The organism is Pseudomonas sp. HS6, assembly GCF_023375815.1.
Lineage (GTDB): Bacteria > Pseudomonadota > Gammaproteobacteria > Pseudomonadales > Pseudomonadaceae > Aquipseudomonas.
In genome coordinates, this window is sequence record NZ_CP067412.1 from 1,281,048 (window position 1) to 1,304,579 (window position 23,532).

16 protein-coding genes are annotated in these 23,532 nt (G+C 59.2%); 2 read left to right on the top strand and 14 right to left on the bottom strand.

Translation table 11 applies throughout. The features are described from left to right. Positions 1-9: 9 nt before the first annotated feature. The 10 genes from JJN09_RS05840 to JJN09_RS05885 form a co-directional block, all read right to left on the bottom strand. A complete protein-coding gene (locus JJN09_RS05840; protein WP_249486223.1) occupies positions 10-2,961 on the bottom strand; it encodes an autotransporter serine protease in 2,952 nt (983 codons plus the stop codon). A gap of 391 nt (positions 2,962-3,352) precedes the next feature. Then, positions 3,353-4,714: a TolC family outer membrane protein gene (locus JJN09_RS05845; protein ID WP_249486224.1), complete on the bottom strand. Its 1,362-nt coding sequence runs from the start codon at positions 4,712-4,714 to the stop codon at positions 3,353-3,355. 2 nt (positions 4,715-4,716) lie between these two features. After that, positions 4,717-6,066, bottom strand: a complete 1,350-nt coding sequence (locus JJN09_RS05850; protein ID WP_249486225.1) for an HlyD family type I secretion periplasmic adaptor subunit — start codon at positions 6,064-6,066, stop codon at positions 4,717-4,719. Further along, positions 6,063-7,847: a type I secretion system permease/ATPase gene (locus JJN09_RS05855; RefSeq protein WP_249486226.1), complete on the bottom strand. Its 1,785-nt coding sequence runs from the start codon at positions 7,845-7,847 to the stop codon at positions 6,063-6,065. The genes JJN09_RS05850 and JJN09_RS05855 overlap by 4 nt, the downstream gene beginning before the upstream one ends. A gap of 204 nt (positions 7,848-8,051) precedes the next feature. After that, entirely contained in the window at positions 8,052-8,480 is a 429-nt protein-coding gene (locus JJN09_RS05860) for an AprI/Inh family metalloprotease inhibitor (RefSeq protein ID WP_249486227.1), read from the bottom strand. A 93-nt stretch (positions 8,481-8,573) separates the two neighbouring features. After that, the gene (locus JJN09_RS05865; RefSeq protein WP_249486228.1) at positions 8,574-10,037 is read right to left on the bottom strand and encodes a serralysin family metalloprotease; all 1,464 of its coding nucleotides are present in this window, start codon (positions 10,035-10,037) and stop codon (positions 8,574-8,576) included. Positions 10,038-10,439: 402 nt separating this feature from the next. Continuing rightward, positions 10,440-11,525: a polyamine ABC transporter substrate-binding protein gene (locus tag JJN09_RS05870; RefSeq protein ID WP_249486229.1), complete on the bottom strand. Its 1,086-nt coding sequence runs from the start codon at positions 11,523-11,525 to the stop codon at positions 10,440-10,442. Positions 11,526-11,581: 56 nt separating this feature from the next. Next, positions 11,582-11,926, bottom strand: a complete 345-nt coding sequence (locus JJN09_RS05875; protein WP_249486230.1) for a cupin domain-containing protein — start codon at positions 11,924-11,926, stop codon at positions 11,582-11,584. A 55-nt stretch (positions 11,927-11,981) separates the two neighbouring features. Further along, positions 11,982-13,388 (bottom strand): FAD-binding oxidoreductase, encoded by a 1,407-nt coding sequence (locus tag JJN09_RS05880; protein WP_249486231.1) that lies wholly within the window; start codon positions 13,386-13,388, stop codon positions 11,982-11,984. Between the two features lie 51 nt (positions 13,389-13,439). After that, complete coding sequence (locus JJN09_RS05885; RefSeq protein WP_249486232.1) at positions 13,440-14,255, bottom strand: AraC family transcriptional regulator; 816 nt, start codon at positions 14,253-14,255, stop codon at positions 13,440-13,442. A gap of 263 nt (positions 14,256-14,518) precedes the next feature. Between JJN09_RS05885 and JJN09_RS05890 the strand changes: the two genes are divergently transcribed. Continuing rightward, entirely contained in the window at positions 14,519-14,791 is a 273-nt protein-coding gene (locus tag JJN09_RS05890) for a DUF1652 domain-containing protein (protein ID WP_038367758.1), read from the top strand. 57 nt (positions 14,792-14,848) lie between these two features. On the opposite strand, the gene JJN09_RS05895 is transcribed toward JJN09_RS05890, so the two are convergent. After that, positions 14,849-17,323: a UvrD-helicase domain-containing protein gene (locus tag JJN09_RS05895; RefSeq protein ID WP_249486233.1), complete on the bottom strand. Its 2,475-nt coding sequence runs from the start codon at positions 17,321-17,323 to the stop codon at positions 14,849-14,851. A gap of 278 nt (positions 17,324-17,601) precedes the next feature. Between JJN09_RS05895 and JJN09_RS05900 the strand changes: the two genes are divergently transcribed. Beyond that, on the top strand, positions 17,602-18,297 hold the full coding sequence (locus JJN09_RS05900; RefSeq protein WP_249486234.1) for a pirin family protein: 696 nt from the start codon (positions 17,602-17,604) through the stop codon (positions 18,295-18,297). A 63-nt stretch (positions 18,298-18,360) separates the two neighbouring features. Here the strand turns inward: JJN09_RS05900 and pgm are convergent, their stop codons facing one another. From pgm to JJN09_RS05915, 3 genes are all read right to left on the bottom strand, one after another. Beyond that, positions 18,361-20,007, bottom strand: a complete 1,647-nt coding sequence (pgm, locus tag JJN09_RS05905) for a phosphoglucomutase (alpha-D-glucose-1,6-bisphosphate-dependent) (protein WP_249486235.1) — start codon at positions 20,005-20,007, stop codon at positions 18,361-18,363. 109 nt (positions 20,008-20,116) lie between these two features. Further along, a complete protein-coding gene (locus tag JJN09_RS05910) occupies positions 20,117-21,517 on the bottom strand; it encodes a PLP-dependent aminotransferase family protein (protein ID WP_249486236.1) in 1,401 nt (466 codons plus the stop codon). 49 nt (positions 21,518-21,566) lie between these two features. Next, entirely contained in the window at positions 21,567-23,012 is a 1,446-nt protein-coding gene (locus JJN09_RS05915) for a hypothetical protein (RefSeq protein WP_249486237.1), read from the bottom strand. Between the last annotated feature and the right edge of the window lie 520 nt (positions 23,013-23,532).

Below are 23,532 nucleotides of genomic sequence, written 5' to 3' on the forward strand. Positions count from 1 at the left end.
AACGCTCAGTCAGAACCGCCAGTTCAGGCTCAGGCCAACGCCGTGACTCTTCTCACGGTTGGCCAGTTGTCCGTTGTAATCAAGGTTCACCCGTACGTCGCGGCTCAGCGCGAGGCTGGCCTGCACGCCGACCAGCGCGGCGTCGCGCACCAGTGGCGAACTTTCGACGCTGTACGGCGCACTGCCGTTGGCGAAGCGCAAATGCTGTTCCGACTCGATGTCGGTGAGGCTGTGCTGCCAGCCGAGATGGCCGCTGACATCAAGTTTTTGCGTGCCCGACAGGTTGAGCGTCTTGATCGCCCTGACGCCGAGGGTGCTGAGCACCGCGTCACGCTGGTCGCCACTGCTTTTCAACGCTGCGGCGTCGCCCTTCTCGGTGAAACCTTCGCTGTCCACATGCACGTAGGCCAAGTTGGCGAACGGCTCCAGGGCCACTGGTTGCAGATTCAGTCGATAAGCCGCTTCACCGAACACCTGAGTGGTGGCGGCATCGACCTTGGCTTTCTGTTTGGCGCTGACGTCGCCGTATTGCAGATCACGTTTGACGTCGGCGCGATGCCAGCTGTAGGCCGCGCCGGTGCTCAGGCGCCAGTCGTCGATGTTGTGCCCTGCGTAGGCGCCGAGATGGTAGCTGTCGACCTTGGCCGAGGAATGCGTGCCGGAACCCATGCTCATCGAACTGTCGCTGTAACCGGTGACCAGACCGATGCGGGTCTGCTCGTCCAGCGCGCCGTCGACACCTGCCAGCAGGCCGCCAATCGATGTGCTGTAACCAGCGGTGTCGTGTCGCGAATCGGTGGTACCCCAGGCGCCGAGGGCCTTGATCCAGCCGTTGCTTTGCGCGGTGTTCGCATCGTGCAGGCGTTCGCCGATGGCGTCGCGCAACTGGCGGCTATCGTTGATCAGCACTGAACCGAGGGCCGGGTAGATTTCCCCGCTCAGTTGCTGGAAGGCTTGCTGCGCATCGCTGGCAGTGGCCGACAGCAACAGGCTTTCATACACCGAGTTACCGGCACCCAGGCCTTCGACGGCGCCGGCCACGGCCCGCTGGTTCGGCGTCTGGCCGACGCTGGCAAAGGACGTTGCGTTGCGTTCGACATTCAGCGTGATGCCGTTGCCGCTGTACGCGAGACTGCCGCCGATGAACAGGTAATCCGGCACCACGGCGCCGAACTGCCCCTGGATGCCACCGGCCGCTTGCAGAATGTTGTACTGATGACCGAGCAGGCTTTTCGCTTCAGCGGTGCTGAGCAAGGTCGGGCTGTTTTCCAGTGACAGGCTGACGGTGGCACCGCTGATGGACGCCGTACCGCCGGCGACGATGCGGTCACTGGCGGTCGGTGACAGCTCCACCGCGTAGGTCGAGCCCGGCGCGAAGGTCACATTACCGGCAACGTTCAAGGTGCCGATGGAGTTGCCCGGTGCCACCCGTGCGCCGCTGTTGGCGATCAGTGCACCAACTCGCCCGGAACCGCCGAGGGTGCCGCTGTCATTGACCGTAACGGCGGAGGTCAGCGAACCGTTGACGCTCAGCAGGCCGCCGTTGACCGTGGTCGGGCCGCGATAGGTGTTGTCGCCGGTCAGGATCAAATGCCCGGCGCCAGACTTGATCAGACTGCCTTGATACACCCGGCCGGCAGCCGCCGCATCACGGGCCATGCCGACCGCGTAGTCGGTCTGGTCCTGTTGGCTCGCGCCGGCCGGAATTCCGTTCTGCCAGCCTTTGCTTTGCAGGGTTTGTTGCCACGCGCTGTGCTCGGCGAGGTCTTCGCTCTGGCGCTGGATCAGTGCCTTGTCGGAGATGTCGTTGCTCCACACATCGCGTTGCCCGGTGGCCAGATTCGCGTCGAATGCGCCGAGCAATTGCCCCGGTCCGCCCATTGCCCGCTTCAGGTTGGCGACGCCCCAGCCGACCCGTTCGGTCGGTGCGCTCGTTACGGTGCCGTCGAGTTGGGTGGCCGTGGTCAGCAGCACTTCAAGTGCCTGCTGATTGTTCATGTACGGATAGCGTTCCATCACCAGCGCCAGGGCGCCGGTAGCATGGGGCGCGGCCATCGAGGTGCCGGACTTGATCGCATAACCGCCGTCGGGAATGGTGCTGTCGATCTTCGCGCCCGGCGTGGTGATGCACCAGTATTTGGCGATGCCGCACTGGTTGTATTTCTGCTGATTGCTCTGATCCAGCCCGGACACGGCCAGCCAATGACCTTCCAGATCCGGCTGGAAGTACGGCAGCGCCGAACGCACGCTGGCGTTGGGGTAGCCGCTGTTACCGGCGCTGAACACGTTGATCACACCACGGCGCGAAACGTAGGCAGCGGCATCGAGCCAGGTGCCTTTGTTCCAGTGCTGGGCGTAGGCGGCGTGCAGGTCCGCCAGAGTTCGATAGCTGACATCTGGCGGCTGGCTGCCCCAGCTGTTGTTGATGGCCCGCACGCCGGCATCAGCCAGGGCGTCGTACGCCGCTTTGAAGTAGCGCGGGTCGGGATTGGGGCCGAACAGGAAACTGTCGTTCTTGTTGGTGTTGCCAACGTAGATCTGCGCATTGAACGCAACACCGTGCATCCCGGTGCCATCACGGGCGGCGCCCATGGTGCCGACCACGTGCGTGCCGTGAGAGTCGTTGTTCGGGTTGAGCGTGCCGTTGACCGTGAACAGCGAGCCATCGACATAGCTGCCGCTGGCCGATACCGGGTGATAACGGTCGCTGGTGAACTCGGGATGGGCCGCGTAGAAACCGGAGTCCAGCGCGCCGATCTTCACGCCCTTGCCGGTGATACCGGCGGCGTAGGCCTGATCGGCCTGCATCCGGCCCAGTCCCCAGTCCCGCTGGAATTCGGCGGAGCGCCAACTGGCCGGATCGCCAGGTTTTCCGGATTCGAGGTATTGCGCCTGGGCCTGGGTTGCTGAAATCACAAGCAGCAGGGTGCCGACCGAAATCGGCTTGATGTGTACTTCCATGTTCACCACTCACTTTTATTGTTTTATGCAGGCACTTTCTGCGGTGTGCCTGTTCCCCCTCACTCCAGCCCTCTCCCCCAGGAGAGGGAGCTGACCGAGGTGTCTTTCGTCATACATCGACCTGAAAAAACCAAGCGATTATGGATTTGGCGCAGCACGCTCATGTCGATGAATGCCCTGAGCATCCCCCTCGATCGGTCCCCTCGCCCCTGGGAGAGTTTAAAGAGGGAGCGGACCGAGGTTTCTTGCGTCATTCACCGACCTGAAAAACCGGTTGATTCTGGATTCGGAGACGCTCGATCAGGTCGGTGCACTTCCAAAATATCCCCCGATCGGTCCCCTCTCCCCCTGGGAGAGGGTTAGGGTGAGGGCTATTCCAAAGCCATGCACATCAACGTCGGGCCACCCCAAATGCCTCATCCACCCGAGCCAGATCCTGTTCGCTCAAGGTACCCGCGTAGTAATGCAATTTGGTCCAGGCCATGAGGTAGTCATAACGGGCCTGAGCCAGATCGCGACGGGTAGTAAACAGTTGTTGTTCAGCATTGAGCGCGTCCAGGTTGGTCCGCTCACCGCCGAGGATGCTTTGCTTGGTCGAAACCACCAGGGCCTCGGCCGAGGTCAGGGCTTTCTGGTAGGCGCGCAGTTTGTTGACACCAGACAGGCAGGCACTGAACTGACGACGCAGTTCGATCAGCGTTTCACGGGTTTTGCCGTCCAGTTCATATTCGGCCTGCTCCATGGTGCGGCTGGCCTGACGAGTCGAGGCCGACACACCACCACCGGCATACAACGGCACGCTGACCTCGAAACCGATGGTGTTGGTCTCGTAGCGCTGGTTGTAGGTGTTGCCACTTTCCGACTCGTTCTGGCGCATCGCGGCGTAGGCATTCACTTTCGGAAAATGCCCTGCGCGGTTGCGCTCGACTTCATAACGGGCCACTTCCACGGCCTGGCGTTGTGAGGCCAGATTCGGGTTGTTGCTGATCGCCAGTTCGTGCCAGGTGTCGTAGTTGGCCGGCATCAAAGCGAAGGTCTGGAAGTTCTGATCCAGGGGTGCCAGGTCAGTGATGTTCACCGCCGGCACGCCGACCAGTGCACCCAGTTCACGCAAGGCAGCATCTTGTTCGTTGCGGGCTTCGATCTCTTCGGCGGTCGCCAGTTCATAGCGCGACTCGGCTTCGAGAATGTCGGTGCGCGTGCCTTCGCCCTGCTTGAACATGTGTTCGTTCTGTTGGAACTGCTGCTCGTAGGCCTTTTTCTTGGCTTGGGCGATGTCGATCTGGTCCTGGGCGAACAAGGCTTTGGTGTAGTTGTCGAGCACCCGCACCAACAGCTCCTGGCTCTTGCCCCGAAAGTTCTCGTCGGCGAACAGCGACTGCGCCACACCTTTGCGATAGGCGGCATAGGCTTCGTAGTCGAGCAGCGGTTGTTGCAGGGTCAGCGTCGAGCCGTAACTGTCGTAGTTGCGCTCCTCTGTTCGGTTGCGTGCGCGTTCGTCGAGCGACGTGGCCTTCGACGTGTTGTGGCCCTTGTTGTAGTTGTAACCCAGTTTGGGCAACAGTCCGGCTCGGCCAATGGCCCGGTTTTCAAGGCCTGCATCGCGTTCCTTGATCGCGCCGAGGAACACCGGATCATTGCGCAACGCCTGTTCGTAAATCTCGAACGGCCCCATGGCCGCCAACGCACTGTTGCCCGCGAGCAGCGCGAACGCTGCCGCCAGCATGGAAAGCTTATTCATACAGCCGAACATCCTTATTCTTCAGTCAACGCGGAGCCGGCTCGGTCGAGCAGCGGTTTGAACAGGTAGTTGAGGAGTGAACGTTCGCCAGTGCGCACGAACATTTCTGCCGGCATGCCGGGCTTGATCACCAAGCCGTTGAGCTTCTCCATGGCCTGATCGCTGACGCTGCTGCGCAGCACGTAATACGGCACGCCGGTTTTCTCATCGACCATCTGGTCAGCGGAAATCAGGCTGACTTCGCCGGGAACGCGCGGCGTTTTGCTCTGGTTGAACGCGGTGAAAAGGATGTCTACCGGCAGGTGCGTGCCGACCTTGTCGATCAGGTTGATCGGCAGGTGCCCTTCCACTTCCAGGCGTGTACCTTGCGGCACGATTTCCAGCAGGGTTTCGCCCTGACGGACCACGGCGCCTTCGGTGTGCACGCCGAGGTTGACGGCGACGCCGTCCGACGTCGCCACGATCTCGCTGTGTTGCAGATCGAAACCGGCGGAGGTCAGTTGCTCGGACAGGGTGACGCTTTTCAGCTGCGCATCGGCCAGCTGGGTGCGGACTTCTTTCTGGTATTCCTCGCCGTGCTGTTGCAGTTTCAGGCGCGATTCAAGAATGCCTTGCTCTACACGACCGCTTTCGCCGGTGTTCTCAGCCAGTTGCTGCTGTACTTGCGACAGCTGACGCTGATATTCCATCAAGCGGTTGCGCGGAATGTAGCCGTTGTCCGCCAGCGGTTGCAGATTGCTCAACTGCTGTTGCAGGGAGTCGGCCTGGGCATTGAGATCGGTACGGGCGCGGCGCATGCCGGCCAGTTGCGAAGTGGCGCCTTCGATGCTGGCGCGCAGTGCGGCTTGCTCGCGGGAATAGGCTTCACGGCGACTGCTGAAGAGTTGGCGCTGACCCTCCAGCACCAGAGCCAGGCGCGGGTCCGCGTTGTCGCTCAGTTCTGCCGGAAACGTCACCTGTTTGAGGTTGTCACGCTCGGCCTGCCAGCGCGCCAGGCTGGCCCAGGCCATGCGGTACTGGGCTTGCAGCGATTGCACATCGGCGGCGACCTGGGTCTGATCGAGACGGAACAACGGCTGACCCTGTTTTACGATCTCGCCTTCGCGCACCAGAATCCTGCTGACCACGCCGCTGCTCATCGACTGCACGGCTTTGCGTTTACCGGAAACCACCACCGTGCCTTGCACCGGAATCCCTTGATCCAGCGGCGCCAATGCGGCCCAGGCGAAGAAACTGCCAGCGCCGGCCAGCGCCAGAATCCAGCCCATCCGGGCGAAAAATTTAGCGTCGCGCTCAGGGCGTTCGGTGATGTACGCGTGTTCCATCGTTGCTTCGTTTTGCGTGTTCATGCTCGCGCTGCTCATACACCCGAATTCCTTGTCGTCGGCTGATACTGTCGGCTCATGCTGAGCCCGGCCGGTGCCTGCGCGGTTTTTTCAGTTTGTTGTGGCTGTTGCGGCTGATTGCCGGACAGCGCCTTGAGCACGTCATGACTTGGGCCGAAGGCCTGCAGACGACCATCGTTGACCACCAGCAACTTGTCGGCCTGGGCCAGTACCGAAGAACGATGCGTCACCAGTACCACCGTGGTGCCCTGCGCCTTGAGTTGCACGATGGCGCTGGACAAGGCGGCTTCGCCGACGGTGTCGAGGTTGGAGTTCGGTTCGTCCAGCACCACCAGGCTCGGCGTGCCGTACAACGCACGCGCCAGTGCCACCCGTTGCTTCTGGCCGCCGGACAGACCGCTGCCGTCCTCGCCTAGTTGTGTGTCGTAGCCCTGCGGCATGCGCAGGATCATTTCATGTACGCCGGCCTGTTGCGCGGCGGCCACAACCTTCTGCGGGTCGGCCTCGCTGAAACGGGCTATGTTCTCGGCGATGGTGCCGCTGAACAATTCAATATCCTGCGGCAGGTAGCCGATGTACGGGCCGAGCTCGTCGCGGTTCCAGCGATGAATGTCGGCACCGTCCAGACGTACCGTGCCGCCGAGGGTTGGCCAAACGCCAACCAGCACTCGCGCCAGTGTCGATTTGCCGGAGCCGGAAGCACCAAGCACGCCCAACACTTCACCGGCCGCCAGATTGAAATTGACCATGTGTAAGGTCGCAGCACGTTGCCCGGGCGGGCCGGCGCTGACTTGTTCGAAGGTGATCTGGCCTTTTGGCGCCGGCAGCGCCATGGCGTCGTCGCTCGGCGGAAAAGCCTGCAGCAAGGCATCGAGACGGCGGTAAGCCAGCTTCGCCCCGCTCCACTGTTTCCAAACGGCAATCAGCTGATCGATCGGGCTCAGCACGCGGCCCATCAGGATCGAACCGGCAATCATCATCCCGGCAGTCATGTCGCCCTTGATCACCAGCAAGGCACCCAGGCCCAGCACCAGAGATTGCAGGCACAGACGCAAGGTCTTGCTCAGCGAGCTGATCACCGCGCCGGTGTCGCTGGCCTGGTTTTGCAGGCCGAGGAAGCGCGAGTGAACCTGGAACCAGCGCTTGCGCAAGGAACCGAGCATGCCCATCGCCTGAATGGTTTCGGCGTTGTGCAGGTGGCTGGTAGCCAGCTGGCTGGACTTCTGCGAGAAACCAGCGGCTTCGCCCAGCGGCTTCTTGGTCATGTATTCGTTGAGGCACGCCAGGGCGATCAACAGCAGCGCGCCGGCTGTGGCGAGGACGCCGAGCCAGACGTTAAACAGATAAATGACAAACAGATAGACCGGAAACCACGGCGCATCGAAGAATGCGAACAGCGCAGGCCCGGTGACGAACTGGCGAATGTGAGTCAGGTCGCCCAGGGATTGGCCGGCGTTGCCCTCGCCCTTGAACAGGTTACGCTCGAACGCCGCCTGATAGACCCGCAGGTTGAAACGGCGCTCCAGTTGGCTGCCGATGCGGATCACGATGAAGCTGCGCACCACTTCCAGCAGGCCGATGAACGCGAAGAACCCGACGACCATCAGCGACAGCATTGCCAGCGTGGTCTCGTTTTGCGAAGACAGCACCCGGTCATAGACCTGGAGCATATAAATGGAGGGCACCAGCATCAGCACGTTAATCAGTGCGGTAAAGCATCCGACGCTGATCAGAATGCTTTTATAGTCACCCAATGCCTTGAATAAAGGTGCGGTGGCTGGGACCTTCGCCATCTTCATTGATTATTCCTGAATTAATATTTCCCGCCGTACTTGGCGAGACTTCAATAAATTGCCCGCACAGAAAACGGGATATACACCGTCAGCATTCGCTTACACTTCAATAACAACTTTCGCGATTGAATCCGGCGTCCGTGTTATTGCAGAGCGGCTTATAACTTTAACGGGGTGCTTTATATTTAAACTGTCGATCGGTTCCGGTGATCAAGGCTGCTGCGCAGCTCGCTTGAGTGTAATCACCAGGCCCGATTTCAAAGCGCTCAGATAAAGCCCATCACGTTGTCGGCTGAAGAACTGGATTCTTGAGCCTTCCTTGCCGGTAATCGAGAGCCCGTCCGGATCGGGAAACCAGCCGATGGCGTCTTCCTGCAGCCAGGCGCTCAGACAATCGGCGCCTTTGCCCAGCGTCTGGTTGGCTTCAAGGTCGATCAGGCAAGTGTTGGAAGGTTTGTCCTGCAACGCCTGGGCTTGAGGCGCGTCGTTGCGGTCGGCCAGTGTCGCTTGCCACTGCCCGGCAAATACCGATGGGTCTTCGAGTCTGAGGCTGCTTGCCATGGTTGTTTCTCCAGAAATCATCATCAGCATCGGCAACAAGTACCCTGCCGTTTTGCGGGTAAAAGCGAACTGCATCATAGGAAATTTCACTCCGGCGCGTAGCCTTGCTTACCAGCCAAGGTGATGCAAGCAAAGAAAGCGGCGCTTCACGCGCCGCTTTCCCGGTTCACATCACGCCACGATGTCGCTGGTCGCCGCCTGGCCCACGGTGCTGACCTGGAAATCAGCCACGCCGTGCCCGGAGAAGTCCACCGAAAGCAGGCTATTGCCGCCCGAGGAGGTCAGAATGGCATCGCCCGCCGCGCCGGTGAAGGCACTGACGAAGTGCAGGCCCGAACCGTTGGTGATCGCGCTCAGGTCGATCTTGTCCAGACCGCTGACAAAATCGAGTATCTGATCGATTGCACCCGGCTTGGAGTCGGAACTGGCTGCGAACAGGAAAGTGTCCGAACCCGAACCACCCCACAGCTTGTCGGCACCGCCGCCGCCCCAGATGATGTCGTTGCCGGCACCGCCCTTGAGCTCGTTGGCGGCACTGTTGCCGATGATCAGATCGTTGCCCGAGCCGCCGATGGCGTTCTCGATGGTGACGCCCTTGGCAATGGACACGTTACCCACCATGCCGCCAACGTCGGAGAACGAGGCTTCATTGAGGTTGATCTTCTGGTTCTGGGTGAAACCCGAGAAGTCGAAGGTGTCCTTGCCGCCCGCATCCCACACCGAAAACACCAGCTTGTCCGACGATGAGGACGCGCTGAGGAAATCGCGACCGGCGTTGGAGTTGAAGCCGTAGGTGGTGTCACCGGTGCGGGTGGTCAGGTTGGCGCCGTAGAGCTTCTGGATCGCTGCGATGTCGTCCATCAACGGACCGGAAGCATAGGCCTCAACGCCACCCTTGCTGAAGTTCTGGCTGGTGTTGCTTTCACTCCAGTAACTCATGAGGCTGTAACCGCGGGTGTCTTGCCCGTAGGAAGCGTCATTGTAGGTCGGGTTGCCCGTGCCGGCGTTGTAGTCGCCAGGATGGGACAGGCCCAGGGTGTGGCCAATTTCGTGGGTCAGGGTTTGACGCCCGTAATTGTTCACGCCCGGAGTTTTGTTGACATCGTATCCACTGCCGGTCAGGTACCAGGACTGACCGTCATAGCCTGGCTCGGTGCCTGGCAGGAACGCAAACGCCGCTGCGCCTTCCTGGCCGCCGCTGTAGTTACCGAAGGTCATGTGGCCGTCGCCACCCTTGGCTGCTTCGGTAAATGTCACATTGGCGACGTCGGCCCAGGATTGCATGGCGAGCACGGCCTGGGTTTTCTGCAGGGCGCTGAACTGACTGAAACCGGTGACGCCCAGGCCGCTGAAGTTAGCGGTTTTGGCGGTCAGAAAGGTGTAGGTCAGTTCGATCTTGCCGCTATTGTCGAGGTCGTGCCAGGAGGCACCGTCTCGCAGCAGTTGAGTCGCGGCTTGATCGACCGAGAAGGAGGGTTTGCCATTGACCGTGAGGTTGCCGCCACGATCGTATTGGTGGCTGAAGCTATTGATCTGGTTATACGCCGAACTGGTCGCTGCCAGTGGTTGTGGCGCTGCACCCAGTTGGAAAGCCTGTTCGGCGGTATCAATAGCATTAGCTTTTACTTTCGACATAAACACACTTCCTTGTTTAGCAATGGAACAGTTTTTGTCCGATAGCGACAACCTCTGGCGAGATTGTCCTATCACTCGCCCAATGAAGGCGTTAGAAACCTGACACAATTTGAAATCTAACGTCTAGCGTTTTTTTGAGATCAAATTGAACTGTTCCGAGAAAGTCCCGTAAACAAAGCGCGCGCCGCCGAAAGAATGTTGTAAGTGTGGTGAATTTGCCTAATTGTCTGACGATTTCTTATTTAAATATTAAATATCGGTAAGTTGCTTTTTGTTAGCCGCGTCTCACTTTTTTGCACTTAATTAGTGCGGTGCCAGCGAAGTGATATCAATCAATAAACACATATTTAAGCGTGTCAGATACATCGGCGGGAGCGGGCAAACCCGCCCCGCCGTTTTTTTTCAGCTCCCGGTTCGGATCTTGTTCCAGACACGCGTGCGGATCCGGTCGATGTTCAGCGGCATCGCTTCCAGCGCGAACAATTTGCCCATCATTTCCGGGCTCGGATACACCTTGGTGTCGTTCTTGATGGCCGGGTCGATCAGGCTGTCGGCCTGTTCGTTGCCGTTGGCGTAGTGCACATAGTTGCTGATACCGGCCATGACGTCGGGCTGCAGCAAGTAGTTCATGAACGCGTAACCGGCCTTGGCGTCCGGCGCATCGGCCGGCATGGCGACCATGTCGAACCAGATCGCGGCGCCTTCCTTGGGAATCGCATAACCAATATCGATGCCGTTCTTGGCTTCCTTGGCGCGGTTCTCCGCTTGCAGGATGTCGCCGGAGAAGCCGACTGCCACGCAGATATCACCATTCGCCAGGTCGCTGGTGTACTTTGAGGAATGGAAGTAGCTGACGTACGGCCGCACTTTCATCAGCAGGGCTTCGGCCTTTTTATAGTCCTCGGGATTCTTGCTGTGAGGCGGCAAACCCAGGTAGTTGAGCGCTGCCGGCAGCAATTCCGGGCCGTTGTCGAGGATCGCCACGCCGCACTTCTGCAGCTTTTCCATGTATTCGGGCTTGAAGATCAGGTCCCACGAGTCCACTGGCGCGTTATCGCCCAGCACTGCCTTGACCTTGGCGATGTTGTAACCGATGCCGGTACTGCCCCACAGGTACGGGAAGCCGTGTTCATTGCCTGGATCGTTGGTCTGCAAGGCCTTGAGCAATACCGGGTTGAGGTTCTTCCAGTTCGGCAACTGGCTCTTGTCGAGCTTCATCAGCGCGCCGCCCTGAATCTGCCGCGCCATGAAATGGTTGGATGGAAACACCACGTCATAACCGGATTTGCCGGTCATCAATTTGCCGTCGAGGGTTTCGTTGCTGTCGTAGACGTCGTAAGTAACGCCGAGGCCGGTGGCCTTTTCAAAGTTTTTCGCGGTGTCCGGCGCAATGTAGTCGGACCAGTTGTAGACCTTGACCGTATCCGCTGCCTGAGCGAGGGAAGCGGCGAGCATCAAAGGGGCGAGCGCGAGGGTCTTTCGGATCATGGATCGATTCCTGTATTGGCTATTGTTGTTGGCAGGCAATCAAAAGGATCAAGCAATCAGAAAATCAGGACGTAGGTCTTGCGCACGGTCTCCTGGATGTCCCAGATACCGAGCGTGTTGGCCGGCAGCATCAGTGCGTCGCCACCTTGTATGTGCAGAGTTTCACCGCCGTCATCCGGAGTGAACGTGCAGCGGCCGGAAATGAAGTGGCAGAACTCCTGGGCGGTGATCTGCCGCCGCCAGCGCCCGGGCGTGCATTCCCAGACGCCGGTTTCGACGCCGTCGTCGCGTTCCACACTGGTGGTCGACGCAATGGCCACGGGGGTGCCGAGTGGCACGCCCACCGGATTGGATTCGTCCAGTTGCAGCGTGGCGGTGTTCTTGAATTGGGTGATGCTCATGGCGCTTCCTGTCTTAAAGGCTGTCTTGAAGTGCTTTCTTGGAGTAAATGGACGTTCAGTGCATGAAACCTTCCATGAACCCGGCTACGCGACTGGCAAGCTTGCGCCGCCAGGGCGCGGTCGCCGGGTTGGCCAGGGTCTGGTCTTCGTGGACGAAGCTTTTGATGATCGCGTTGTAGCCGAGCCAGCGGCACGGTTCCGGCTCCCACGCTCGCAGCGCATGGATCCCGCCGTCCGGCAGCACCCAGGGTTGATGCACCAGTTCGGTATCGCGCTCGAGAATCAGGTCCGCCAGGGTGCGGCCGCCCAGATTGGAGGCACCTACGCCCTCCCCGCCATAACCGCCGGACAGCGCAATGCCGTTGGCCCGATCACAGAGCATGTGCGGTTTGAAATGCCGGGACATCCCGAGGTTTCCGCCCCAGGCGTGGGTGATCGCGGTGTTTTTCAGTTGCGGGAACAGTTCGCCAAACAGATAACGCCGCAGCTCCACCTCATCGCGGGTCAGGTCGAAGTTGTGTCGCAACTGGCCGGCGAACTGATAGCCGCCACGGGCGCCGAAAATCAGCCGATTGTCAGCACTGCGCTGGCCGTAGGTGACCTGGCGACTGAACTCGCTGAAGGCCTGGCCACGATTGAGGCCGATTTCGTCCCAGGTCGCGGCGGACAGCGGTTCGGTGGCGACAATCAGGCTCTGCACCGGCAATTGATATCGACCCAGCGGTGGCAGCGTCACCGAGTAACCTTCGACGGCGGGAACAATCCAACGGCTGCGCACGCTGGCCTTGTCGGTGCGCAGGCTGCCGGCCTGCCAATGGGTCACCGGGCTGTTCTCGTAGATCTTCACACCCATGCCCTGAACGGTTCGGGCCAGGCCGCGCACCAGTTTTGCCGGCTGAATGGTTGCCACATGCGGTGCGAAAATCCCGCCGTAAGGTTTGGCGATGCGTATCTGTTGGGCCAGTTGTTCAGGGTTGAGCCAGCGATAATCGTCGTCGGTCAGGCCCTGTGCATGCAGCTTGCTCAGATAGTCGCGCAGGCTGGCTTCCTGTTCCGGATAGCGCGCGGCGCAATAAAGCACCCCGCCCTTGCGGTAATCGCAGTCGATGCCTTCGCGTTCGAGGACGACTTCCACTTCATCTGGAATGCTGTGCAGCAAGTCGAATGAGGCGCGGCGTTGTAGTGGTGACAGGCCCGCCAGCAGGCGATCTTCGCCCAGCAGATTGCCCATCAACCAACCACCGTTGCGACCGGACGCGCCAAAACCGGCGGTTTGTGCCTCGATGATGGCGATATCAAGACCCGGCGCGTGTTGCTTCAGGTAGTACGCCGTCCACAACCCGGTGTAACCGGCGCCGATGATCGCCACGTCGACGTCAAGGTCTTGCGCAAGCGACGGGCGCGCGGTGAGCTCCTCGTCGAGTTGGTCCATCCACAAACTGATAGTGCGCCACGCCGGCATGCAAGACTCCGCCAATCCAGGTTTCGATGGCGTCGATCCTAGTGGCTGACCTCAGGGATTGTCTTGCGCGCGTGTCCGCAAAGAAATTTGTTTGGCGTAAGCCTTGGGCGACTGGCCGGTGTGCTGGCGAAAACAGCTGTAGAACGCCGAAATCGAATTAAACCCGGCAGCGAACGCCAGCTCATCGATGCGCAGTGGCAGCGTGGCGTTATCCAGTGATTGCAGCAAATGCTGGAGCCGTGCCTGGTTTACGTAACGGTAGAAGCTTTGCCCCAGCACCTGGTTCAGCAGATAGGAAATCTGATTGCGGCTGTAACCGCACTCCTTCGCCACTCGTTGCAGATCCAGTTCCGGATCGAGGTACGGTTGCTGACGCTGGAAATACTGCTGCAGGTCTTCGGCCATGAAACTCAACTGGCGTGGCGACAGGCCCAGTCGGCTCGCCGCCGGACGCTGACTCGGTGTCGCAGCGCTGGAGCCCTGCTCGCGCACCAGTGACGCGTATTCGTTGACGCGCCAGATTCTCGCGTCCTTGACGGTAATCGCTTCGCTGGAACGGAACGACACCAGGCCATTGCCGCCGCGCAGGGTCACTTCGTATTGAATGAACGCGGTATTGCCGTCGATGCGGATCCGGTCGCAATGCTCCAGCGCTTCGTCGGATTCGCGGGGCATGCTGACGCGAACGTACTCGCGCAGTTCGTCGAGGCCAAGTACGCGGTTCTGGAAGAAGTCGTTGTACTGGATGTCGGGATGGTAAAGCGCCATGACGCCATCCAGGTCCCGGTGTTTCCAGCACAGGTGATAGCGCATGACCGTTTCGGCCGTGGCCTGGGTCTGCTGCGGGCCGTCATCATCGGCGTGCATAGGGGACTCTTGGAAAAAGAACCGAGCTTGCCCAACTTCTGGCGCGGCATCAACAACCCGGTCGTAATGGCACTTTGGCGACAAGTTTATCAGTTGTGACTTACATCAAAAAAATCCCCGCAATCGCCAAATGGCCTGAAAATTCTCACAGGCTTTTCACATCAAGATGCTACTTTTAAGGGCAGTCACCGGTTGAGCCAATGAAGGCTCTTCCCACCTACCATGAGCAAACGGAAGCGCTCGATGAAGAAGGCGGGCAACACATGAATAAAGGGTCAAGCAAGGTTACGTTCCCCAATGCTTGCCAGCTGATGCGCTGGCATTTTCATCCTATGGGTTTCGAGGCCACGATGGATGCGCCGGGCAGCATGATCGCCCGCCTGTTTGATCGGGCCAGCGGCGAAACCATGATCGCCATTGCCGGCATTCCTTGTGCCACGGTAATGAACGCAGCGGATGTGGAACGAATAATCGAAGCCGTGGAAGATGAGCTTGAAGCTTTTGTTCCTCCAGAGTCTCTCAGGAGTTATGCCTAACCTATTGATTTAAAATAAAAAGCCCGCTGCGTGCGGGCTTTTTTGTGGGCGATCGGCTCAGGCGGTTTTCTTTTCCGGCCGATGATCGATGAAGAACGGCTTGCCCTTGGCGACTCGATCGGAGGCGCGCGGCATGTTCACTGCCTGGGTATCCTGCGGCTCGACGTACCAGTAGCAATGACTCACCGCCCGGGTGATACCGACATAGGCAAGTCGCAGGATTTCGTCCTTCTGTGCGTTGTCGTAAGGCTCGTTGTCGCCGGCCTTGCCCAACCCGGCCATGCGGTAAACCTGATTTTTATACGGCGAACTGGTCAGATGCTGGCAGTCACCGAGCAGGAACACCGCGTCGGCCTGCAAGCCTTTGGCGCTGTGATAAGTCAGCTGCTTCAAGCGCCGAGACTCATACGGCAAGCTCGAATCAACATTAACTACAGACTGAATATGCTGTTCTATCAATAATTTATCGCTGCTTTTTCGATAAAGCATCAAGATCGAATCGCCATTTCTGTAATGTTCCGCCAGGCGCTGGCCGAGTGCCTGATCATCGCGTTCCAATACATTGACCGGTTGCAGAGGCTTCTCCTCGCCGCTGGCCTTGGCTTTCTTGCCAGGAATCGCCGGCGCCGCACGAACGATGTGCTCTGCCGCGTCGATGATGTGCTGATGGCTGCGATAGTTGTCGCTGAGCATCACTCGCGTGGTGCTCGGCGATGAAAACTCCTTGTTGAACTCCATGAAGTAACTCGGCGAACTGCCGCGCCAACCGTAAATCGACTGCCAGTCATCGCCCACGCACAGCAATGATGAACGTTGCGCACCGCGACCGACATGCATGGCCGGGCCACGGCTGCGGATCTCCGCAAGGCTGGCGCGAATCCACGAAACGATTTGCGGCGACACGTCCTGGAATTCATCGATCATCAGGTGCGACATGGGTCGCAGCAGTTCATCGCTGAGCAGTTTGAGGTTTTCCGGTGAGTGCTCGCTGAACAGCGCGAACATGCGGTTGTAGGTCATGACCGGCGGCTTCTGGTCGAGCAAGTGATCTTCCAGTGCGCGCCAGAACAGGCTCAGTGCTTCAAAGAAAAACCGGTCAGGATCGTCCTTGGCGAAACTCATGTGGCCAACGGCGTCCGGTACATCAAGACCCAGGTTTTCGATAAAGCCGGCGGCGGCGACAAAACAGTCCAGCAACGGCGCAGATGCGAGCTCGCCCTTGACCTTGTAATCGAAGCCCGGCCCGGCACTGGCATCACCTGCCAACGTGGCCAAAACACGCTTTGACGATTCGTAGCTATCTATCCAAATCAATGGTTTACGGCAGAAAGCTTGAAACAAGGTGCGCTTGACTGCCCACTCTGCGCGGACCGTCAACTTGGCGTTGGGGCGGCAGACTTGCGGGTTTTCCTTCGGATCGAAGCCGAGGATGACCCAGGCATCCAGACTCGGAATATAGCCATGACAATGGAAGGTCGAACCGTTGATCTCGAAGGTCTGGCGGTTCGGCTCGACACCCTTGATCGGCCAGGCACCCGCGCGGAACCACAGATCTTCGATCACGTCGCACAACTCTTCGTCGCGCTTGGCAGCCAGCTCGGTCACCGCCATGCGTTTTTGCACATCCGGGTGATCGCGCTCCAGCTCCTTGAGCTGCAAGGCATGTCGGGACAATGGCTGGATCAACTGCCGGAAACGCTCGTCCTCGGTGTAGAGCCGGTGATAGCAGGCGTTAAGCTGCTGCCGCTGGGCGTCGTTGATCCGCAGATCGAACGGGTTGCTGTCGACGTCATCGTCCCCGCCCTGCGGCCGGAAGCTGAGGTTTTCAAAAGCCTGCAAACGCTCGAACCCCGGCAGGCTGCGAACCATCGGCAGAATGCGCGAGTGAAAGGTTCGCACCAGATCCCGGGCGGTTTTGTGGCTCAGCGTCTGCCCCCAGAGGGCAAACAGCTCGATCAGTTTGTTGATGAAATCCTTGCGCGACTCCCGGGTGAAGGTCACGACGGTCATCGAATCCAGCTCGAAGCCCAGATAAAGCGTCAGCAGCAGAATGCGCAGTACCAGCGTGGTCGATTTGCCGGCACCTGCACCGGCGATCACCGACGTTGACGGCGTATCACTGAAAATCATTTTCCATTGCGCGACGCTCGGCTGGGCATGAGCCGGCAGCAAACGGGCGACGTCAGCCTTCATGCGCTTCTTCAGCTCGGCAGTCAGCGGCAGGCGCCAGTCATCGAACAGGTGGTTGTCGATGTTCGGCGCGCGATGCTCGGTGCTGCGGCTATCGCGGATCAGCAAAACCTGGCGCCCCTCTTCCAACCCGTCAGCCTTGCCTTCCTTGTAACCGTAATCGACCCCGGCGGTGTGACCGCTGCGAAAGCCATCGGCTTGGCCGTGCAGCCACGAAGCCCGATGCTGGGCGCGCAGTTGCGTCAGGCCGTGCTCAAGGAAGCGCGCCGCCAGGCGTTTGAACCAGGGCATCTCGGCTAGGGGACGAAGTTCGGGAGGAAGATCGGGGGTGTGTTGCGCCACGCTGACGGACTCCAGGAAGTGAGGCTGTTGGGGCTATGGTGTCTGCATTTGCCCTTGAGTTCTAGCGAAATGCTTACAGGTCATTGGCTTAGGCGATGAACTGAAGGCTGTATGAGAGCGTTTCGAGGTTTATAACATCAATCTATTCGATGGGAATGCAGCACTTTTTACGCTTTTTCTCGATTGTTGGCTGATAGATGATGCTCGCCATCAATCACCGGTCTCGCTTCGTGGCTGCGGCCGAAACGCCCCATGACGAACCTTTTGAGGAGAAGATCATGCTTGAACTCAGACCCTTCAGCTCGCTGGGCGGCGCCCATCACGGCTGGTTGGATGCCCATCACCATTTTTCGTTCGCCGAGTACTACGATCCGCAGCGCATGAGCTGGGGCAATCTGCGGGTGTGGAACGACGACATCATCGCCCCGGGAACCGGTTTCCCCACTCACCCGCACCGGGACATGGAAATCATCACTTACGTGCGTGAAGGTGCGATCACCCACCAGGACAACCTGGGGAACAAGGGCCGCACTGAAGCCGGCGACGTTCAGGTGATGAGCGCCGGCACCGGGATCGCCCACAGCGAATACAACCTGGAGGCGACCCCGACCAAGATCTTTCAGATCTGGATCATGCCGACCGAAACCGGCGCACCGCCTTCTTGGGGTGCCAAACCGTTTCCCAAAGGCGAACGCGAAGGCTTTGTGACGCTCGCCAGCGGCAAGGTCGGTGACGATGAAAGTCTGCGCATTCGCGCCGATGCACGGTTGGTGGCAGCCACGATCAAGGCCGGTGAAACCGCCGAGTATCGACTGGATGCTGGACGTCGCGCCTACCTCGTACCGGCCACTGGCGTGATTGAAGTCAATGGCTTGCGTGCACAAGCTCGAGACGGTGTCGCGGTGAGCCATGAACCGGTGTTGACCGTCACTGCCATTGAAGACAGTGAAATCGTGTTGGTGGATCTGGCCTGATCGGTTGAACGACGGGCAAAAAAAGGGCGACCTCTGAGGTCGCCGTTTTTTATTCAGCGCGGATTACTTCGTGGAAATTGCACCGTCCACCAGGGTCTGCGCTTCGGCCACCAGTTGCTTGAGGTGGTCGTCACCGATGAAGCTTTCGGCGTAGATCTTGTAGATGTCTTCGGTGCCCGAAGGACGCGCAGCGAACCAGCCGTTTTCGGTCATCACCTTCAAGCCGCCGATGGCCTGATCGTTGCCCGGTGCCTTGCTGAGGATGCTCTGGATCTTCTCGCCCGCCAGTTCGGTCGAGGTGACTTGCTCCGGCGACAGCTTGCTCAGCAACGCTTTCTGCTCAGGGTTGGCCTTGGCGTCGACACGTACCGAGAACGGTTCGCCCAGTTCATCGGTCAGTGCGCGGTAGGCCTGGCTTGGGTCGCGACCGGTACGGGCCGTCATTTCAGCGGCCAGCAGGGCCGGGATCAGACCGTCCTTGTCGGTGCACCAGACGCCGCCGTCCTTGCGCAGGAACGATGCGCCGGCGCTTTCCTCACCGCCGAAACCCAGCGAGCCATCGAACAGACCGTCGGCAAACCACTTGAAGCCCACCGGCACTTCGTACAGACGACGGCCCAGACGCTTGGCCACGCGATCGATCAGACCGCTGCTGACCACCGTTTTACCCACGGCCGCGTCGGCGCGCCATTGCGGACGGTTCTGGAACAGGTAGTCGATCGAAACCGCCAGGTAGTTGTTCGGTGCCAACAGACCGCCGGAAGGGGTAACGATACCGTGGCGGTCGTGATCCGGATCGCAGGCGAACGCAACGTCGAAGCGCTCCTTGAGGCCGATCAGGCCTTGCATGGCGTGGCTGGACGATGGGTCCATGCGGATCTGGCCATCCCAGTCGACGGTCATGAAACGGAACGTCGAGTCGACTTCCTTGTTCACCACATCGAGGTCCAGACGATAGTGCTCGGCGATGGCCGACCAGTAACGCACCCCTGCTCCACCCAGCGGATCGACACCCAGACGCAGTTTGGCACCGCGAATGGCATCGAAATCGATGACGTTGATCAGGTCCGCTACGTAGGTATTGACGTAATCGTGACGATGCGTGGTCGGAGCTTTCAGCGCCTGCTCGTAACCGATGCGTTTAACGCCGGCCAGTTTGTTGATCAACAGTTCGTTGGCCTTGGCTTCGATCCACTTGGTGATGTGGGTGTCGGCCGGGCCGCCGTTGGTAGGGTTGTATTTGTAGCCACCGCTTTGTGGCGGGTTGTGCGACGGCGTGATGACGATGCCGTCAGCGAGGCCGGAGGTGCGGCCGCGGTTGTAGCAAAGAATGGCGTGGGACACCGCTGGCGTCGGGGTGTATTCATTGCCTTCGGCAATCATCACGGTCACACCGTTGGCTGCCAGCACTTCCAGAGCGCTTGCCCCGGCCGGAGTCGACAGTGCGTGAGTATCGATGCCGACAAACAGCGGGCCAGTGATGCCCTGGGCTTCGCGGTAGAGGCAGATCGCCTGGCTGATGGCAAGAACGTGCCATTCGTTGAAACTCAAATCGAAGGAGCTGCCACGATGCCCGGAAGTGCCAAACGCCACACGCTGGGTGGAAACAGAAGCGTCGGGTTGACCGGTGTAATACGCCGTTACCAGTCGCGGGATGTCGACCAACAACTCTGCTGGTGCCGGTTTGCCCGCAAAAGGACTGAGTGTCATGCAAAACCTCTGAAATAGAGTGGTTCAGGAAATTACAGCGGAGTTTACTGGCAGTTTGACCGTAGTGCGATGGGATCTATCCAGTGCATCCCCGATGTTTTTTAACAGGTCAGTCACTCGGGGCCAAACGCAATGCATCGCCGAGCAACCCGACGACGCCTGCCAATTCCGGTCCGGTACTCCCTATCGCACTCAGCCGCATGTGCTGCCCATGCATGCCCTGGGTACTGAACAGTTCCCCTGGCGCGATCAGAACGTGTTGTTTGAGCAGGCGATAAAACACGGCACTCATCGCCACCCGACGCGATGAACGCACCCAGACCGTCGCCCCGCCCTGGGGTTCGTTGATGAGCAGCGTATCGCCAAGCCCTTCGCGCAAAAGGTCGATCATCTGTGTGCGACGTTCTTTGAGCAATCGCTTGAGCACCGGCAGGTGCTGATCGACGCGACCGCTGGCATATAGCCGGGCGATGGCTCTCTGGCGAATCGGTGACAGGCGAAACGAACGTAGCAGAAAATGTCGTTGCAGGTCGTTGCGCCACTGGCGAGCGAGCACATACCCGTACGGCGCTTCCACGCCGATCACTTTTTCGAATGTCGAAAACACCAGCAGACGATCAGGATCCAGCAGATCCCGCAGAGGTCGGCACTCAGGGTTGTCGCCCAGCTCGCTGTAACTGTCGTTTTCCAGCACCCAGGTTCCGTGAAGCCTGAGCAGCCGTGCGATTGCCTCGCGATTATCCTGGGGGACAAGACTGCCTTGGGGCATGTTCAATTGCGATGACAACAGGACCAGCCGTACCGGCTCAGTTTCCAGCAACGACTCCAATAGCCGCAGATCGAGCTCCCCGCCAGACTGCACGGGTAGTTCGATAACCCTCACATCGGCAGACTGGAGCAAGCGCAATATCACCCAGTCGCAGGGCGACTCGACCACCACCGTCGCGTTACGCAATTCAAGGACTGCTATCAATATCTCCAGAACACCTCTTGCATCGGCACCGATGTAGACATCCTCTGCATGCCAGCAATGGGTAGGTGAAGAGGTATAGCGTGCGGCCAGAAGCGTGCGTAACTCAAGTTCACCGCAGGGCTGGGCGAGGGCCTGTGATTGCCGGGGATATTGACGCATCAACTCCCGCTCGAGCATCAGCAAAGGGCTGTCCAGCGGTTGAATCGAAGCCGGGTCGTCAGCACTGAGCACGCGCATGCCAAGGCATCTGGTGTTGACGTAAACGGTTTCCAGCAGGTCGCCGCCACGACCGGGTGGCATGACTGTGGAAGGCGGCTGCGCGAAATAGCCGGATTTTGCTACGGAATAGACCCGACCTTCCTTTTCGAGCAACGCGTAGGCGTACTGAATGGTCGATATCGACACGTTCAGCCGTTCAGCCAACTGCCGCAATGATGGCAGTCGAATCGCTCCTTCGCCCCCCGGCTCATCGATCAGTTGGGTGAGATAGCGATAGACCGCCTGATATGCGAAATGGGTTTCACGAGAGGCATTCATGAGCGAGCGTCCGCTGGCATTCGTGCGCGCACGGGCGCGGTGTTCACACTCAACCTTCCGCCGAGCGGTCGTCCACGGCAACCTCGCGGTCTACGGGATCCGAAGCCAGGGGCGCCGGCTCGGTCGCTTGAATGGAGCCCATCGCGTACAGCCGGCTGATCAGGCGCACGGGCAATCCACTGACATCGGTCATCCATTGCTGTACCTGCTCTGGTGCGTGCAGCCCCTGCATCGCCCGGTGCAGATCAGGCGTGGCGACCAGCATGCCCGGGTGACAAGTGCGCAGAAAACGCTCCAGTCCGGCTCCACCCTCGATGAACGGCGCAAACAGGAGGCAGATCAATTGCGCTTCATTGAGCCCGAAATGACTTTGCAGGGCAGTCGACGCCAATGATCGATGTTCGGAAAGATTGCCGAACGCCTCCAGAAATCGTTCGCAAATCTGCTCGGGCATGTTCTTGAGGCGCATCGATGCCAGACAGCGTTGAATGTACTCCGACACCCCGGTTTCGTAACTGCGCCCGTCAATGTAACTGGCTTGCAGGCCACTCAGGTAGGCAGCAATCACTGGGTCAGAGGATTCACCGGAGACCGTCTCGAGTAAGGGATCGTCAGCCTGGAACCCGAGAAAATCGCTGAGCAAAGGCCACCGCTCCTCCATTTTGCCCACCACCATGTCATCAATACCGATGTAACTGGTACGCCGGCAGGCTTCGAACTGACCGAGTGGGCGCCACGGCAACAGATCGGCCGGAGAATGGAGTTCCCGATAGCAGTCGCCCCCCATGCTGTCGAGCAGGTTGAACAGTTCATCGAATCCGGCGGCCCGTTTCGGCAGTGGGCCAATGCCGGCTTTCTGTGCGGCACGATCCAGGCCATGGAGAAAAAGCTCCTGTTTGCGTGCAGAGTCGCTGCTGACCAGCGCATCGACGCCATTGCTCCAACGAGCGACCTGCCCGTAGAACTCGGCGGTGGCCAGGTACGCGTCGTCCCAAAGCTCCAGGCGTTCACTCCAGCGACGGCGATGGCCAATCATCAGCAAATTGATACGGTTAACCTCCCTGCCATCATCCGTGAGAGGCACCTGATGGTTGAAGGGCAATACCTCTCGATTATCGATCATCAACAGTTCGACCCTTGGGTCGTCGTAGAGAAACAGCGCGCTGAAGCTGCGATGCATGTTTTGCAGTGCCGACGCCGGTGTGGCACACCCGCGCAGCGTCGCGACCCGTAGCTGGAAGGTGCCGGGAGCGCGTCCGGCGATGCTCAGTTGTGCAGCACGCAACAGGGCCAGGCTGTAACAGCAATCGCGAGTTCCGGATTGGGTTACCAATACCTTGAATTCGCCAATGCGATCCATGCCGCCGGCGGCCACCGCCAATCGCTGAATCAACAGCTGCAATGCCGTGCGTTCGGCACGGGAAAAAAAACTCAGCAAACGTTGCAATACTTGCTGGTAGACATAGTTCATTGCCTGGTCATGGATCGTGCTCATCAGTACTTCACCCGATATAAAAAATTTTATATTGCGCAGCCATGAATATCGGACGCGCAATCATTCTTCATTAATTAATAGACGCTGAAATGCTAACACTTAAGGTTTTGTAGTTATTTGAAACAGTTGGGCTCGTGATAGTTAGCGTTTATTGCCTTCACAGCGCAAGACCCCGTGTTTACAGGCTTTTCTCGGGCCGGATGTTTTCCGAGGAAAATTCTTACAATGACCTGCGCACGATGAGCACAAGAAAAAAAGAAGGGATTACATGGGAGCCCTACAGCAATTAAACAGAAACCGCGGTGCCGGCCGCTGACAATCTTCTGATATGGCGCAGAGTGAATAGAATGCACAGCCATAGCTCATTCCTTGAGATGAAAGTAGTCACTCAATTATCAAGGTCTGGAGGGCGATTAGAAGATACAGATCAAGAGTAAAAACCAGTTCAGTTGCTGAACCTCCCCAGGCATCGGGCCCGGGGCTTCTCACGGTCTGAAGGAACGCACAAGAGTCCGTGGGG